This is a genomic window from Shinella agrisoli, assembly GCF_046557955.1.
Lineage (GTDB): Bacteria > Pseudomonadota > Alphaproteobacteria > Rhizobiales > Rhizobiaceae > Shinella.
In genome coordinates this window covers 115,878-128,394 of sequence record NZ_JBJIEP010000014.1, presented here as the reverse complement: position 1 = coordinate 128,394, position 12,517 = coordinate 115,878, and the positions used below count along the sequence as shown (strand labels likewise).

At 64.6% G+C, this 12,517-nt stretch carries 14 protein-coding genes and 2 pseudogenes; all 16 read left to right on the top strand.

What is annotated here, in order from left to right; all coding sequences use genetic code 11:
• Window positions 1-6: 6 nt before the first annotated feature.
• The 16 genes and pseudogenes from ACIIOY_RS16145 to ACIIOY_RS16070 all read left to right on the top strand — a co-directional run bounded on the left by ACIIOY_RS16145 (window position 7) and on the right by ACIIOY_RS16070 (window position 12,498).
• Window positions 7-561 carry a sarcosine oxidase subunit gamma gene (locus ACIIOY_RS16145; protein WP_411035695.1) on the top strand — a complete coding sequence of 185 codons (555 nt, stop codon included), beginning with the start codon at window positions 7-9 and terminating at the stop codon, window positions 559-561.
• Between the two features lie 123 nt (window positions 562-684).
• Window positions 685-819 (top strand): annotated as a pseudogene (locus tag ACIIOY_RS16140) (FAD-dependent oxidoreductase); the annotation flags it as partial.
• Window positions 819-1,175, top strand: a pseudogene (locus ACIIOY_RS16135) (glycine cleavage T C-terminal barrel domain-containing protein); the annotation flags it as partial. The pseudogenes ACIIOY_RS16140 and ACIIOY_RS16135, both read left to right, overlap by 1 nt.
• A 284-nt stretch (window positions 1,176-1,459) precedes the next feature.
• Window positions 1,460-2,362, top strand: a complete 903-nt coding sequence (locus ACIIOY_RS16130) for a branched-chain amino acid ABC transporter permease (protein ID WP_306032213.1) — start codon at window positions 1,460-1,462, stop codon at window positions 2,360-2,362.
• A 3-nt stretch (window positions 2,363-2,365) separates the two neighbouring features.
• A complete protein-coding gene (gene livM, locus ACIIOY_RS16125; protein ID WP_411035694.1) occupies window positions 2,366-3,757 on the top strand; it encodes a high-affinity branched-chain amino acid ABC transporter permease LivM in 1,392 nt (463 codons plus the stop codon).
• Window positions 3,757-4,659, top strand: coding sequence for an ABC transporter ATP-binding protein (locus ACIIOY_RS16120; RefSeq protein WP_411035693.1), 903 nt, complete (start codon window positions 3,757-3,759; stop codon window positions 4,657-4,659). Before livM ends, ACIIOY_RS16120 begins: the two co-directional genes overlap by 1 nt.
• Window positions 4,656-5,381, top strand: coding sequence for an ABC transporter ATP-binding protein (locus tag ACIIOY_RS16115; RefSeq protein WP_411035692.1), 726 nt, complete (start codon window positions 4,656-4,658; stop codon window positions 5,379-5,381). Before ACIIOY_RS16120 ends, ACIIOY_RS16115 begins: the two co-directional genes overlap by 4 nt.
• An 18-nt stretch (window positions 5,382-5,399) precedes the next feature.
• Entirely contained in the window at window positions 5,400-5,744 is a 345-nt protein-coding gene (locus ACIIOY_RS16110) for a DUF6867 family protein (RefSeq protein WP_411035691.1), read from the top strand.
• 111 nt (window positions 5,745-5,855) lie between these two features.
• Window positions 5,856-6,974, top strand: coding sequence for a branched-chain amino acid ABC transporter substrate-binding protein (locus tag ACIIOY_RS16105; RefSeq protein WP_411035690.1), 1,119 nt, complete (start codon window positions 5,856-5,858; stop codon window positions 6,972-6,974).
• A 217-nt stretch (window positions 6,975-7,191) separates the two neighbouring features.
• Window positions 7,192-8,028, top strand: coding sequence for an urease accessory protein UreD (locus ACIIOY_RS16100; RefSeq protein ID WP_411035689.1), 837 nt, complete (start codon window positions 7,192-7,194; stop codon window positions 8,026-8,028).
• A gap of 121 nt (window positions 8,029-8,149) precedes the next feature.
• Window positions 8,150-8,452: an urease subunit gamma gene (locus ACIIOY_RS16095; protein WP_411035688.1), complete on the top strand. Its 303-nt coding sequence runs from the start codon at window positions 8,150-8,152 to the stop codon at window positions 8,450-8,452.
• 21 nt (window positions 8,453-8,473) lie between these two features.
• Window positions 8,474-8,779, top strand: coding sequence for an urease subunit beta (locus ACIIOY_RS16090; protein ID WP_411035687.1), 306 nt, complete (start codon window positions 8,474-8,476; stop codon window positions 8,777-8,779).
• A gap of 1 nt (window position 8,780) precedes the next feature.
• Window positions 8,781-9,212, top strand: coding sequence for a lysozyme inhibitor LprI family protein (locus tag ACIIOY_RS16085; RefSeq protein WP_411035686.1), 432 nt, complete (start codon window positions 8,781-8,783; stop codon window positions 9,210-9,212).
• 11 nt (window positions 9,213-9,223) lie between these two features.
• Window positions 9,224-9,868 carry a Urease operon accessory protein gene (locus tag ACIIOY_RS16080; RefSeq protein ID WP_411035685.1) on the top strand — a complete coding sequence of 215 codons (645 nt, stop codon included), beginning with the start codon at window positions 9,224-9,226 and terminating at the stop codon, window positions 9,866-9,868.
• 2 nt (window positions 9,869-9,870) lie between these two features.
• Window positions 9,871-11,577, top strand: coding sequence for an urease subunit alpha (gene ureC, locus ACIIOY_RS16075; RefSeq protein WP_411035684.1), 1,707 nt, complete (start codon window positions 9,871-9,873; stop codon window positions 11,575-11,577).
• Between the two features lie 87 nt (window positions 11,578-11,664).
• Window positions 11,665-12,498, top strand: coding sequence for a GGDEF domain-containing protein (locus ACIIOY_RS16070; RefSeq protein ID WP_411035683.1), 834 nt, complete (start codon window positions 11,665-11,667; stop codon window positions 12,496-12,498).
• Window positions 12,499-12,517 lie beyond the last annotated feature (19 nt).

The following is a 12,517-nucleotide window of genomic DNA, read 5'->3' as shown; positions in this document are numbered from 1 at the left end:
AGGACGATGGCTTACGATTACCAGGCGGTGCATGCGCTGGACGGCACGATCGGAGCGATTTCCGAGCGGCGGGCGAACCATCTCGCCGTCCACCGCGCGACGGCGATCGCCATGGTGTTGGCGGCGCCCGGCCGGACGGCCGAGGCAGCAGGCATTCTCGTCGCGGACGGCGCGTTCGAGGCCCGCTTTTCCGGCCCCGGCGAATGGCTGGCGCTGTCCGAGGTTCATGCGCCGGAAACGCTCGCCGCCGAGCTTGCCGTCCGGCTCGGCGACTTCGCCTATGTCGTCGACCAGAGCCATGGGCGCGTCGCGTTGACGCTGTCCGGTCCGCACGTCGCCCGCATCCTTGCGAACGGCATTGCCGCCGATCTTCATCCGGCCGCCTTTCCGGTCGGCCGCGCGGCGAACGTGCTGTGCAATCGCGTGCCGGTCAACCTCGCCCGCACCGGCGAAGACTGCTTCGACCTCGTCGTGACGCGCAGCTTCGCCGAGGCGCTGGTGGACGACCTGAAGGTGATGGCCCGCAGCTTCGGCCTGTCGGTGGACTTCGCCACGCGCTGACAAAACATCCCGAGCGACACGGCGCTTCGCACCAGGGGCTTGTGAGGCATGCCGGGGACCCCATAGGCTGCGTTGCGTCCGCAGTATCGCAATCCCTTCAACCCGCCGAAGCCGGAGTTTTCCATGAAGAGCCATGCAAGGGTCGTCGTCATCGGGGGCGGCGTCGTCGGCTGTTCCGTCCTCTATCATCTCACGAAATTCGGCTGGACCGACGTGGTGCTCGTGGAACGCTCGGAGCTGACCTCCGGCTCGACCTGGCGGGGCTGGAGCGCTTCGTGGCTCTCGGCAAGCCGGCGGACTTCATCGGCAAGGCGGCCGCGAAGGCCGAGCGGGAGGCGGGCGGCGCGCTGCGGCTGCGAACGTTCATCGTCGAGGCGAGGGACGCGGACGTCATCGGCGACGAGCCGATCTACCTGGACGGGCAGGTGCGCGGCTGGGTGACGTCCGGCGGCTATGCCCATGCCGCCGGCGTCTCCGTTGCGGTGGGCTATGTCCCGAAGGAGGTCGCGGACGTCGAGGCGGGCTGGTCGATCGAGCTTCTGGGCGAGATGCTGCCCGCGCGCTTGCAGCCTGAGCCGCTCTTCGATCCTTCCGGTGAAAGAATGCGTGGCTGAGCGATACGCGTCACGGGAGAGGGTGTTTCAGATCGGAACGCCGCTCCTGCGCTCCGGTGCATCTTTTTGGGCAAGGGCGCCGTTTTCCGTGCCGGTTTTTTGGTTTCCATGGCGTTAAATGCGTCATTTAACGCTTCCCGCTAAAGAAATTGTCGATCACGGCTTTTTGGGCTTCCTTTTTGTATCGAAAGCGGTATGGAATCCGCATTGACTAAACAAGCTCAAAAAACGAGCGGCAAGAACAAGAGATGCGGCCCTCAGGAACCGCATCCAGGGGATTATATATGGAGTATTTCGTCCAGCAGCTCGTCAACGGGCTGACGCTTGGTTCGATTTATGGTCTGATAGCCATCGGCTACACCATGGTTTACGGCATCATCGGCATGATCAATTTCGCCCATGGCGATATCTTCATGCTGGGTGGATTTGCCGCTCTCATCACCTTCCTGGTCCTCACCAGCGTGTTCGTCGGCCTGCCGGTCGTCCTTCTGCTGCTGGTCATGATCGCCGCGGCGATGCTCACGGCATCGCTGTGGAACTGGACGATCGAGAAGGTGGCCTACCGGCCCTTGCGCGGCTCCTTCCGCCTCGCGCCGCTCATCACCGCGATCGGCATGTCGATCGCGCTGTCGAACTTCATCCAGGTCACGCAGGGTCCGCGCAACAAGCCGATCCCGCCGCTGGTGTCGTCGGTCTACAACGTCTTCGGCATCGCGATATCGCTCAAGCAGATCATCATCATGCTGCTGACGGTCATCCTGCTCACGACCTTCTGGTACATCGTCAACAAGACCTCGCTCGGCAGGGCCCAGCGCGCGACGGAACAGGACCGCAAGATGGCGGCCCTGCTCGGCATCGACGTCGACCGGACGATCTCCGTGACCTTCATCATGGGTGCGAGCCTCGCCGCCGTCGCCGGCACGATGTACCTGATGTATTACGGCGTGACCGTCTTCACCGACGGCTTCATTCCGGGCGTCAAGGCCTTCACGGCCGCGGTCCTGGGCGGCATCGGCTCGCTTCCGGGCGCGGTTCTGGGCGGCATGCTCATCGGCCTCATCGAGAGCCTGTGGTCCGCCTACTTCACCATCGACTACAAGGACGTCGCGACGTTCTCCATCCTCGCCATCGTCCTGATCTTCAAGCCGTCCGGCATCCTCGGACGACCGGAAGTCGAGAAGGTTTGATTCATGTCCAACATCTCCAACACCCATGAGAGCGCCGGCGGGAACCTGACGGCGCGGGCTCTGCGCGAGGGCTTTTACGCCGGCCTCGTCTCGCTCGGCCTGTTCGTTCTCTTCGTCGGTCTCGAGACCACGCAGAACATCCGCAACGAGCTCGTGCTGAACCAGCGCTGGGGGCTGCTCGCGGTCTTCGTGATCGTCGCCGCCGTCGGCCGCTTCCTCACCGTCGCCTACGTCCGCCCCTGGATGGCCGCCCGCAAGGCCGCCGCCGTGGCGAAGATCGGCGAGGAGGTCGAGGAAGGCTTCTTCAAGCGCAATTTCAGCAAGATCGCCATCGTCGCCCTCATCCTCTACCCGATTGCCGCCATGTTGATCTTCGGCGTGCAGGGCTCGCTGAAGTGGGTCGACAACTTCGGCATCCAGATCCTCATCTACGTGATGCTCGCCTGGGGCCTGAACATCGTGGTCGGCCTTGCCGGCCTGCTCGACCTCGGCTACGTCGCCTTCTATGCGGTCGGCGCCTATTCCTACGCGCTGCTGTCGCAGCAGTTCGGCTTCTCCTTCTGGATCCTCCTGCCGCTTGCCGGCATCCTCGCCGCCTTCTGGGGCATGATCCTCGGCTTTCCGGTGCTGCGCCTCAAGGGCGACTACCTCGCCATCGTGACGCTGGCCTTCGGCGAGATCATCCGTCTCGTCCTCATCAACTGGACGGAAGTGACCAGGGGCACCTTCGGCGTCTCGGGCATTCCGAAGGCTTCGGTCTTCGGCATCTGGTCCTTCGACGTCAGCGCGCCGAACAACTTCGCCAAGGCCTTCGACCTGCCGATGTCCTCGGCCTACTACAAGGTCTTCCTCTTCTACCTCATCCTGGCGCTCGCGCTTCTGACCGCCTACGTGACGATCCGCCTGCGCCGCATGCCGATCGGCAGGGCCTGGGAAGCGCTGCGCGAGGACGAGATCGCCTGCCGCTCGCTCGGCATCAACACGGTGATGACCAAGCTGACGGCATTCGCCATCGGCGCGATGTTCGGCGGCTTCGCCGGCTCCTTCTTCGCCGTGCGCCAGGGCTTCGTCTCGCCGGAATCCTTCGTCTTCCTCGAATCGGCGATCATCCTCGCCATCGTGGTTCTCGGCGGCATGGGTTCGCTCGTCGGCATCGCCGTCGCCGCGGTGGTGATGGTCGGCGGTACCGAGCTCCTGCGCGAGATGCAGTTCCTGAAGCAGATCTTCGGGCCCGACTTCACGCCGGAACTGTACCGCATGCTGATCTTCGGTCTTGCGATGGTGACCGTCATGGTCTGGAAGCCGCGCGGCTTCGTCGGAAGCCGCGAGCCGACCGCGTTCCTGAAGGAGCGCAAGGCGGTCGCCGGCAGCTTCACCAAGGAAGGGCACGGTTGATGGCCTCCGGGACGAATACGGTAGCGACGAACACGATGACGAACGATCCCATCCTGAAAGTCGAGCATCTCTCGATGCGCTTCGGTGGCCTGATGGCCATCAACGACCTCTCCTTCGAGGCCGAGCGCGGCGAGATCACGGCGCTCATCGGCCCGAACGGGGCCGGCAAGACCACGGTCTTCAACTGCGTGACCGGCTTCTACAAGCCGACCATGGGCATGATCACCATGCGCCAGAAGGGAGGCACGAGCTTCCTTCTGGAACGCATGGCCGATTTCGAGATCACCCGCGACGCGAAGGTCGCGCGTACGTTCCAGAACATTCGGCTCTTCTCGGGCCTGACGGTTCTGGAGAACCTGCTCGTCGCCCAGCACAACATGCTGATGAAGGCGTCCGGCTACACCATCCTCGGCCTCCTCGGCATGCCGGCCTACAAGAAGGCCTCGGCGGAATCCATCGATGTCGCGAAATACTGGCTGGAAAAGGCGAACCTCATCGCGCGCGCCGACGATCCGGCGGGCGACCTTCCCTATGGCGCACAGCGGCGCCTGGAAATCGCCCGCGCCATGTGCACCGGGCCGGAGTTCCTGTGCCTCGACGAGCCGGCGGCCGGCCTCAACCCGCGCGAATCGTTGGCGCTCAACGAGCTCCTGCGCTCCATCCGCAAGGACAGCGGCACGTCGATCCTGCTCATCGAGCACGACATGTCGGTCGTCATGGAGATTTCCGACCATGTGGTCGTGCTCGAATACGGGCAGAAGATTTCGGACGGCACGCCGGACCATGTGAAGAACGATCCGAAGGTTATCGCGGCCTATCTCGGTGTCGAAGATGATGAGGTCGAAGAGGTGATCGAGGAAATCGAGGAGATCGAAAGCACTGAGGGAGGTACGCACCAATGAGCGATACGCTTCTCAGCGTTCAGGGCGTGGAAACCTACTACGGCAACATCCGCGCGCTCGCGGGCGTCAACGTCGAGGTGAAGAGGGGCGAGATCATCAGCCTCATCGGTGCGAACGGCGCCGGCAAGTCGACCCTGATGATGACGATCTGCGGCAGCCCCCAGGCACGCACCGGCACCGTCACCTTCGACGGCGAGGACATCACCCGCCTGCCGACGCATCTCATCGCGCGGCGCCGCATCGCGCAGTCGCCGGAAGGCCGCCGCATCTTCCCGCGCATGACCGTGTACGAAAATCTCCAGATGGGCGCGAGCCTCGACAATCTGAAGTATTTCAACGAGGACGTGGAAAAGATCTACACGCTCTTCCCGCGGCTCAAGGAGCGCCAGAGCCAGCGCGGCGGCACGCTTTCCGGCGGCGAGCAGCAGATGCTGTCCATCGGCCGCGCGCTGATGGCGCGCCCGAAGCTGCTGCTGCTCGACGAGCCGTCGCTCGGCCTTGCGCCGCTGATCGTCAAGCAGATCTTCGACGCCATCAAGGTCTTGAACCAGGAGCAGGGGCTGACCGTGTTCCTCGTCGAGCAGAACGCTTTCGCCGCGCTGAAGCTCTCCGACCGGGCCTATGTGATGGTCAACGGGCAGGTGACGATGAGCGGCTCGGGCAAGGAGCTTCTGGCCAATCCGGAAGTGCGCGCGGCCTATCTCGAAGGCGGCAGGCACTGACGGGGAAGGGGTAAGACAATGCAGGGAATTCTCTACGAAGAGCCGTCCATCTGGCAGTTCCTGTTCATCACCGTCATCATGGGCGGGTGGACTGCCTGGCGCACCGGCAAGAGCGTCGCGGAAAACTGGCAGAACTACGGAACGCTCGTCGTCTACGTCCTTTTGCTGGGCGTCGCGATCCGCTTCATCCACCACGCGCTGTTCCACGGCACCATGCTGACGGTGCAGTACTATGTCGTGGACACGATCGTGCTTTTGTTGTTTGCTACGCTCGGCTACCGCTACTACCGTACGCGGCAAATGACCAACAACTACTACTGGCTCTATGAAAAGGCGTCGCCTTTTTCATGGAAGTCCAAATAACCAGAGGGAACTTCGCGGCCGGCACCGGCCGCGGCACGACGATATCGGCGCAATGAATGCGGGTATTGCGACCGGTTGAAACCAGCCCGCTATAAATTTGGGAGTAACAAGATGAAGAAGTCTCTCATGTCGGCTGTTGCTTTGGCTGCAATGGTCGCTTTCAGCGGCAGCGCCTGGGCCGACATCCTGATCGGCGTCGGCGGCCCGCTGACCGGTCCGAACGCCGCGTTCGGCGCACAGCTGCAGAAGGGTGCCGAGCAGGCCGCCGCCGACATCAATGCAGCCGGCGGCATCAACGGCGAGCAGATCAAGGTCGTGCTCGGCGACGACGTGTCGGACCCGAAGCAGGGCGTTTCGGTCGCCAACAAGTTCGTCGCTGACGGCGTTAAGTTCGTGGTCGGCCACTTCAACTCGGGCGTTTCCATCCCGGCTTCCGAAATCTACGCCGAAAACGGCATCCTGCAGATTTCGCCGGCTTCCACCAACCCGACCTATACCGAGCGCGGCCTGTGGAACACGTTCCGCACCTGCGGCCGTGACGACCAGCAGGGCGCGGTGGCAGGCTCCTTCATCGCTGCCAACTTCAAGGACGCGAAGGTCGCCGTGCTGCACGACAAGACCCCGTACGGCCAGGGCCTTGCCGACGAAACCAAGAAGTCGATGAACGAAGCCGGCGTCACCGAAGCCCTCTACGAAGGCGTCAACGTCGGCGACAAGGACTTTTCCGCTCTCATCGCCAAGATGAAGGAAGCCGGCGTCTCGGTCGTCTACTGGGGCGGCCTGCACACCGAGTTCGGCCTCATCGAGCGCCAGTCCGCCGACCAGGGCCTGAAGGCCACCTTCATCTCGGGCGACGGCATCGTCTCCAACGAACTGGCTTCCATCGCCGGCGATGCCGTTGACGGCACGCTGATGACGTTCGCGCCCGACCCGCGCAAGAACCCGGCTGCAAAGGACCTCGTCGAGAAGTTCCGCTCCGCCGGCTTCGAGCCGGAGGCCTACACGCTCTACGCTTATGCGGCCGTTCAGGTCATCGCCGAAGGCGCCAAGGCTGCCGGCGGCGTAGACCCGCAGGCCGTCGCCGAAGCCATCAAGTCGAAGGGTCCGTTCCAGACCGCCATCGGCGAGCTCGGCTTTGACGAGAAGGGCGACATCACCCGTCCGGACTACGTCATGTACACCTGGAAGAAGGGTGAGGACGGCAAGTTCACCTACGTCCAGAACGAGTAGTCGTTTCTTGTGGAACGGGCGGCACATGCATGCCGCCCGGCCGACCGGATCTCTGGCCCGGCCTTCGCGCCGGGCTTTTTCGTGGCGAGCCGCCGGCCGGCTTCTTTCGCCCGGAAACAGCGCGCCGATTTGCGGCGCATGCTTGCGCAACCCGCCGGCATCGTGGAACCTGCCGGAAAGTCGGGGCCCTGCCTCTTGTATCCGGCACTCGATGGATATGAACGCACACGTGGAACGACCGCTTGCTGACGAAGGGAAGGCGCAACGCGCGCGCGGCACGGGCAGGCTTGCCGCGAAGGCTTCCCATGCCGGCACGCGGCTCGACGTGCTCTACCAGGAGGGGTGCGCCAAGATCCGCCTGCCGAAAACCTTCGACGGCACGATGGAGGCCGTTCTCATCAACACGGCCGGCGGGCTGACGGGCGGCGACCGCATCGACTGGGCGTTCGAAGGGGGCGCGGGCACCCGCCTGACGGCGACGACGCAGGCCTGCGAACGGGTCTACAAGGCGAATGCCTCCACTGCGGCGGTCGAAACGCGGATCAAGGTGGGGGCGGGAGCGCGCGTGGATTGGCTGCCGCAGGAAACCATCCTCTTCGACCGCTCCGCCCTCGACCGCCGGCTGGAGGTCGACCTCGACGGGGATGCCGCCTTCCTGGCCGTCGAGGCCGTCCTGCTCGGCCGCAAGGCGATGGGCGAGCGGGTGGAAACGGGTCTCTTCCGCGACCGCTGGCGCGTCCGCCGCGCGGGAAAGCTGATCCATGCGGAAGAGACGCATCTGCACGGCGATGTCGCGGCGCTGACCGGCGACCGTGCCGTGCTCGCCGGTCAGCGCGCCTTTGCCACCGTGCTCTATTGCGGGGCCGATGCGGAAGCGTATCTGGCGCCGCTGCGCCGGCTTTTGGAAGGGGCCGAGGGCGGCGTCAGCCAATGGCAGGACAAGCTCGTTGCCCGCTTGGTCGCGGCCGACGGCTTCGCGCTCAGAAAAAAACTCGTTCCGCTTATTTCGCGCTTGCGCAACGGCGCGAGCGTGCCGAAAGTCTGGACTCTCTGAGGCGCGCATACGGCCTTTCGGATCGCGTGCCGTGCCCCGCTTCCTGTTTTGCGTATGTCGTGCGCGCAAGACGGCCGCATATATTGCACGGCAGCTTTGGGAACAACGCGATGGATCGCCCATGAACCTCACCCCCCGCGAGAAAGACAAACTGCTGATCGCCATGGCGGCGATCGTGGCCCGCAGACGGCTGGAACGCGGCGTGAAGCTGAACCACCCCGAGGCCATCGCGCTGATCACCGATTTCGTCGTCGAGGGCGCACGCGACGGCCGCCCCGTCGCCGAGCTGATGGAAGCGGGCGCCCATGTGCTGACGCGCGACCAGGTGATGGAGGGCATTGCCGAGATGATCCACGATATCCAGGTGGAAGCGACCTTTCCCGACGGCACGAAGCTCGTGACCGTGCACGAACCGATCCGGTGAGGCCATGCGTGAGGAAAAGCCATGATCCCGGGTGAAGTTATCGTCGCAGACGGCGACATCGAACTCAACGCCGGCCTGCCGGTCACGTCCCTCGACGTCTCCAATACCGGCGACCGGCCGATCCAGGTCGGCAGCCACTATCATTTCTACGAGACCAATCCCGCTCTTTCCTTCGATCGCGAGAAGACGCGGGGGCTGCGCCTCGACATTCCGGCCGGCACGGCCGTGCGCTTCGAGCCCGGCCAGACGCGCACCGTCCGCCTTGTTCCCTTCGCGGGCAAGCGGGAAATCTACGGCTTCCGCCAGAACGTGATGGGGAAACTCTGACATGTCTTCATGCTGCCGCTTACTGCTCGCCGTCCCTTTCCTTCTTTTCTCTGCCTCTTTCGCCCCGGCGCAGGACGGCGAGCCCGAGGTCAACTGCGACAAGGCCGTGACACAGTCCGATCTCAACATCTGCGCCCATCGCGAATACGAGGCGGCGGACGCCGAGCTGAACACCGTCTACAAGAAGGCGATGGACGCCGCCCGCGCGATGGATGAGGAGCTCAAGGACCTGGGCGAGCACTATGTCGGCGCCGTCGATGCGCTGAAGCGTGCCCAGCGGTCCTGGATCGGCTACCGCGACGGACAGTGCGAGCTGGCAGGTTTCGAGGCGAGGGGAGGCTCGATGGAGCCCATGCTCGTCTCCGGCTGCCTGGCCGATCTCACGCGCAAGCGCACCGCCGAGCTGAAAGCCGTCTACGAGACGGAAAACTGAGGAACGAACGGGTGTCGCGCAGGATCGCCATCGTCGGAAACGGCAACATTCCCGAAGGCCTGGCCGGTGCGATCGATTCTGCCGACATCGTGATCCGCTTCAACCTTTGCCGCTCGGCGGGTCCCGGCGGCACGAAGACGGATGTCGTCGCCGTCTGCAACACCGGCCGCCCGGCGCTGGAGATGCTCGCTGGCGGACGATGGAAGGCGAGCGATGCGGTGCGGCAGGCTAAGGAAATCTGGTGCGTGCGCACATCGGAGATGTTCGCCGCCATGCGCTCGCCGCTTGCGGAAAGCCATCCCGATCTCGATGATTTCTGCGACGACTACACGATCGGTTTCGACACCTTCGCGCGCGTCACCGGCCGGCGGCTGGACGTCGTTCCCGCGGCTGTCCACCGGGCCGTCGATGCTTCGCTCGCCGCATTCGATCCGCCGCCCTATGTGGTGGCGAGCTCCGGCCTGATCGTGATCGCCCATGTGCTCGACAATGTCGCAAAGGACGGCGATCGCGTCTCGATCGCCGGCTTCGGCCATGAAGGCTGGCAATGGCACCCCTTCGCCGCCGAGCGGCGCTGGGTGGATGCGCGCATCGCCGCCGGCCGTCTCGACCGCCTCGACCACCAGAACAAGACTCCTGCCTCCCGGGGAAGCTGACCATGTCCTACAGAATGTCCCGCGCCGCCTATGCCGGCATGTTCGGCCCCACCACCGGCGACAAGGTGCGCCTTGCCGACACGGAGCTTTTCGCCGAGGTGGAGAGGGATTTCACCGCTTACGGCGACGAGGTGAAGTTCGGCGGCGGCAAGGTCATCCGCGACGGCATGGGCCAGAGCCAGGCGACGCGCGCCGAGGGGGCCGTCGACACGGTCATCACCAATGCCCTCGTCATCGACCATGCAGGCATCTTCAAGGCCGATGTGGGCCTCAAGGACGGACGCATCGCCGCTCTCGGCAAGGCCGGCAATCCCGATACGCAACCGGGCGTCACCATCATCGTCGGCCCTTCGACGGAGGTGATCGCCGGCGAAGGGAAGATCCTTACGGCGGGCGGCATGGATGCGCATATCCACTACATCTGCCCGCAGCAGATCGAGGAGGCGCTTTCGAGCGGCATCACCATGATGCTCGGCGGCGGCACCGGCCCGGCGCACGGCACGCTCGCGACCACCTGCACCGGCGCCTGGCACATAGAGCGCATGATCGAGAGCTTCGACGCCTTCCCGATGAACCTCGCGCTCGCCGGCAAGGGCAACGCCTCGCTGCCGGCGCCGCTCGAAGAGATGGTGAAGGCCGGGGCCTCCTCGCTTAAGCTGCACGAGGACTGGGGCACCACGCCGGCCGCCATCGACTGCTGCCTCTCCGTCGCCGACGACTACGACGTGCAGGTGATGATCCACACGGACACGCTCAACGAAAGCGGCTTCGTGGAGGACACGATCGCCGCCATCAAGGGCCGCACGATCCACGCCTTCCACACCGAAGGAGCGGGCGGCGGGCACGCGCCGGACATCATCAAGGTCTGCGGCCATGCCAACGTCATCCCGTCCTCCACCAATCCGACCAGGCCCTACACGGTCAACACGATCGCCGAGCATCTCGACATGCTGATGGTCTGCCATCACCTGTCGCCGTCGATCCCCGAGGACATCGCGTTCGCGGAGAGCCGCATCCGCAAGGAGACGATCGCGGCGGAGGACATCCTGCACGATATCGGCGCCTTCTCGATCATCTCTTCCGACAGCCAGGCCATGGGCCGCGTCGGCGAGGTGGCGATCCGCACCTGGCAGACCGCCGATAAGATGAAGCGGCAGCGCGGTCGGCTCGCCGGCGAGACCGGCGACAACGACAACCTGCGTATCCGCCGCTATATCGCGAAATACACGATCAATCCCGCGATCGCCCACGGCCTCAGCCATGAGATCGGTTCCATCGAGGTCGGCAAGCGGGCGGACCTCGTCCTGTGGAATCCGGCCTTCTTCGGCGTGAAGCCGGACATGGTCCTGCTCGGCGGCTCCATCGCGATGGCGCCCATGGGCGATCCCAATGCCTCGATCCCCACGCCGCAGCCGGTGCACTACCGTCCGATGTTCGGCGCCTTCGGCAAGAGCCGCACGAATTCCTCCGTCACCTTCGTTTCGCAGGCGGCGATCGACGCGGGCCTTCGCGGGCGACTGGGGGTGGCCAAGCAGCTTCTGCCGGTGCGCAACACGCGCAACATCTCCAAGGCCTCGATGATCCTCAACGATCTGACACCGGACATCGAGGTCGATCCGGAGACCTACGAGGTACGGGCGGATGGCGAACTGCTCACCTGCGAGCCTGCTGCCGTTCTGCCCATGGCGCAGCGATACTTCCTTTTCTGATATGGGACGGTTAAATTTCTATCGAATGAATTAGCTGTATCTGAAAGAAGATGCCGTAGGATCTCTCCGTTCACTATGGAGAGATGTATGCGCGGCAGGCTGGCCCTCTGGCTGAGGGCCCAGATCGAACTCGGCGTTTTCGAAACGAAGGCCGACATCTCCGCCTTCGTTCTGAACACCGTCCTGGTGGCGACGGCGCTTGCGACCGCGGCCTACCTGATGGTTGCCGCCATCCTCGCGCATTTCGGGTTCCTGCCGTATTCGTTCCGTGCCGCCATCGGCTTCGGCGGCTCGACGACCATCGTGATCGCCGCAAGCGTCACGGCGCTGCTTGCCTGGCTGGTCGGCACGGCAATCCACGAGCTGTCGCTCTCCCGTGCCGAATTGGAGCGGCAGGGCCGGTTGGACGCGCTGTCCGGCCTCTACAACCGGCGGGCCTTCACCGAAGCCTTCGCGGCAACGGCGGCGGACGGTTTCTTCGTGCTGTTCGATGTCGACCGCTTCAAGGCCGTCAACAACAGGCACGGCCATGCCGTGGGCGATGACGTCGTCGTCGCCGTCTCGCAGGAGCTGCGGCGGGTTTTCCTGCCGGCGCATCTCGTCGGCCGCTTCGACGGCGGGGAGTTTGCCGTGTTCATCCGGGACGGGGACCGGTGCGACTGCTGGATGCTGGTGGAGGAGGCCCGCCGATCGGTCGCCACGCGCCGGATCGAGGCGGATGGCGGGGCGATTGCCGTCACCTTGTCCGCCGGCATTGCCGACCGAACGGCCGGCCGGCCGCTCGAGGCGGTCTTGGAGGCCGCGGGCCAGGCGCTCCATCTCGCCAAATCGCTCGGCCGCGACCGGGTTGTCCATGAGGACGAAGGGGAAACGCTCCTGGCGAAGCGCCGTGAGGGGAAGGGGGACAAGCGCCGACGCTGAGGTTGGCCTGCGCCAAATG

Coding starts and splice junctions, on each gene's coding strand:
- ACIIOY_RS16095 (WP_411035688.1), top strand. CDS start 8,150: ATGAACCTCACCCCCCGCGAGAAAGACAAACTGCTGATCGCCATGGCG.
- ACIIOY_RS16115 (WP_411035692.1), top strand. CDS start 4,656: ATGAGCGATACGCTTCTCAGCGTTCAGGGCGTGGAAACCTACTACGGC.
- ACIIOY_RS16100 (WP_411035689.1), top strand. CDS start 7,192: ATGAACGCACACGTGGAACGACCGCTTGCTGACGAAGGGAAGGCGCAA.
- ACIIOY_RS16130 (WP_306032213.1), top strand. CDS start 1,460: ATGGAGTATTTCGTCCAGCAGCTCGTCAACGGGCTGACGCTTGGTTCG.
- ACIIOY_RS16120 (WP_411035693.1), top strand. CDS start 3,757: ATGGCCTCCGGGACGAATACGGTAGCGACGAACACGATGACGAACGAT.
- ACIIOY_RS16090 (WP_411035687.1), top strand. CDS start 8,474: ATGATCCCGGGTGAAGTTATCGTCGCAGACGGCGACATCGAACTCAAC.
- ureC (WP_411035684.1), top strand. CDS start 9,871: ATGTCCTACAGAATGTCCCGCGCCGCCTATGCCGGCATGTTCGGCCCC.
- ACIIOY_RS16105 (WP_411035690.1), top strand. CDS start 5,856: ATGAAGAAGTCTCTCATGTCGGCTGTTGCTTTGGCTGCAATGGTCGCT.
- ACIIOY_RS16085 (WP_411035686.1), top strand. CDS start 8,781: ATGTCTTCATGCTGCCGCTTACTGCTCGCCGTCCCTTTCCTTCTTTTC.
- livM (WP_411035694.1), top strand. CDS start 2,366: ATGTCCAACATCTCCAACACCCATGAGAGCGCCGGCGGGAACCTGACG.
- ACIIOY_RS16070 (WP_411035683.1), top strand. CDS start 11,665: ATGCGCGGCAGGCTGGCCCTCTGGCTGAGGGCCCAGATCGAACTCGGC.
- ACIIOY_RS16110 (WP_411035691.1), top strand. CDS start 5,400: ATGCAGGGAATTCTCTACGAAGAGCCGTCCATCTGGCAGTTCCTGTTC.
- ACIIOY_RS16145 (WP_411035695.1), top strand. CDS start 7: ATGGCTTACGATTACCAGGCGGTGCATGCGCTGGACGGCACGATCGGA.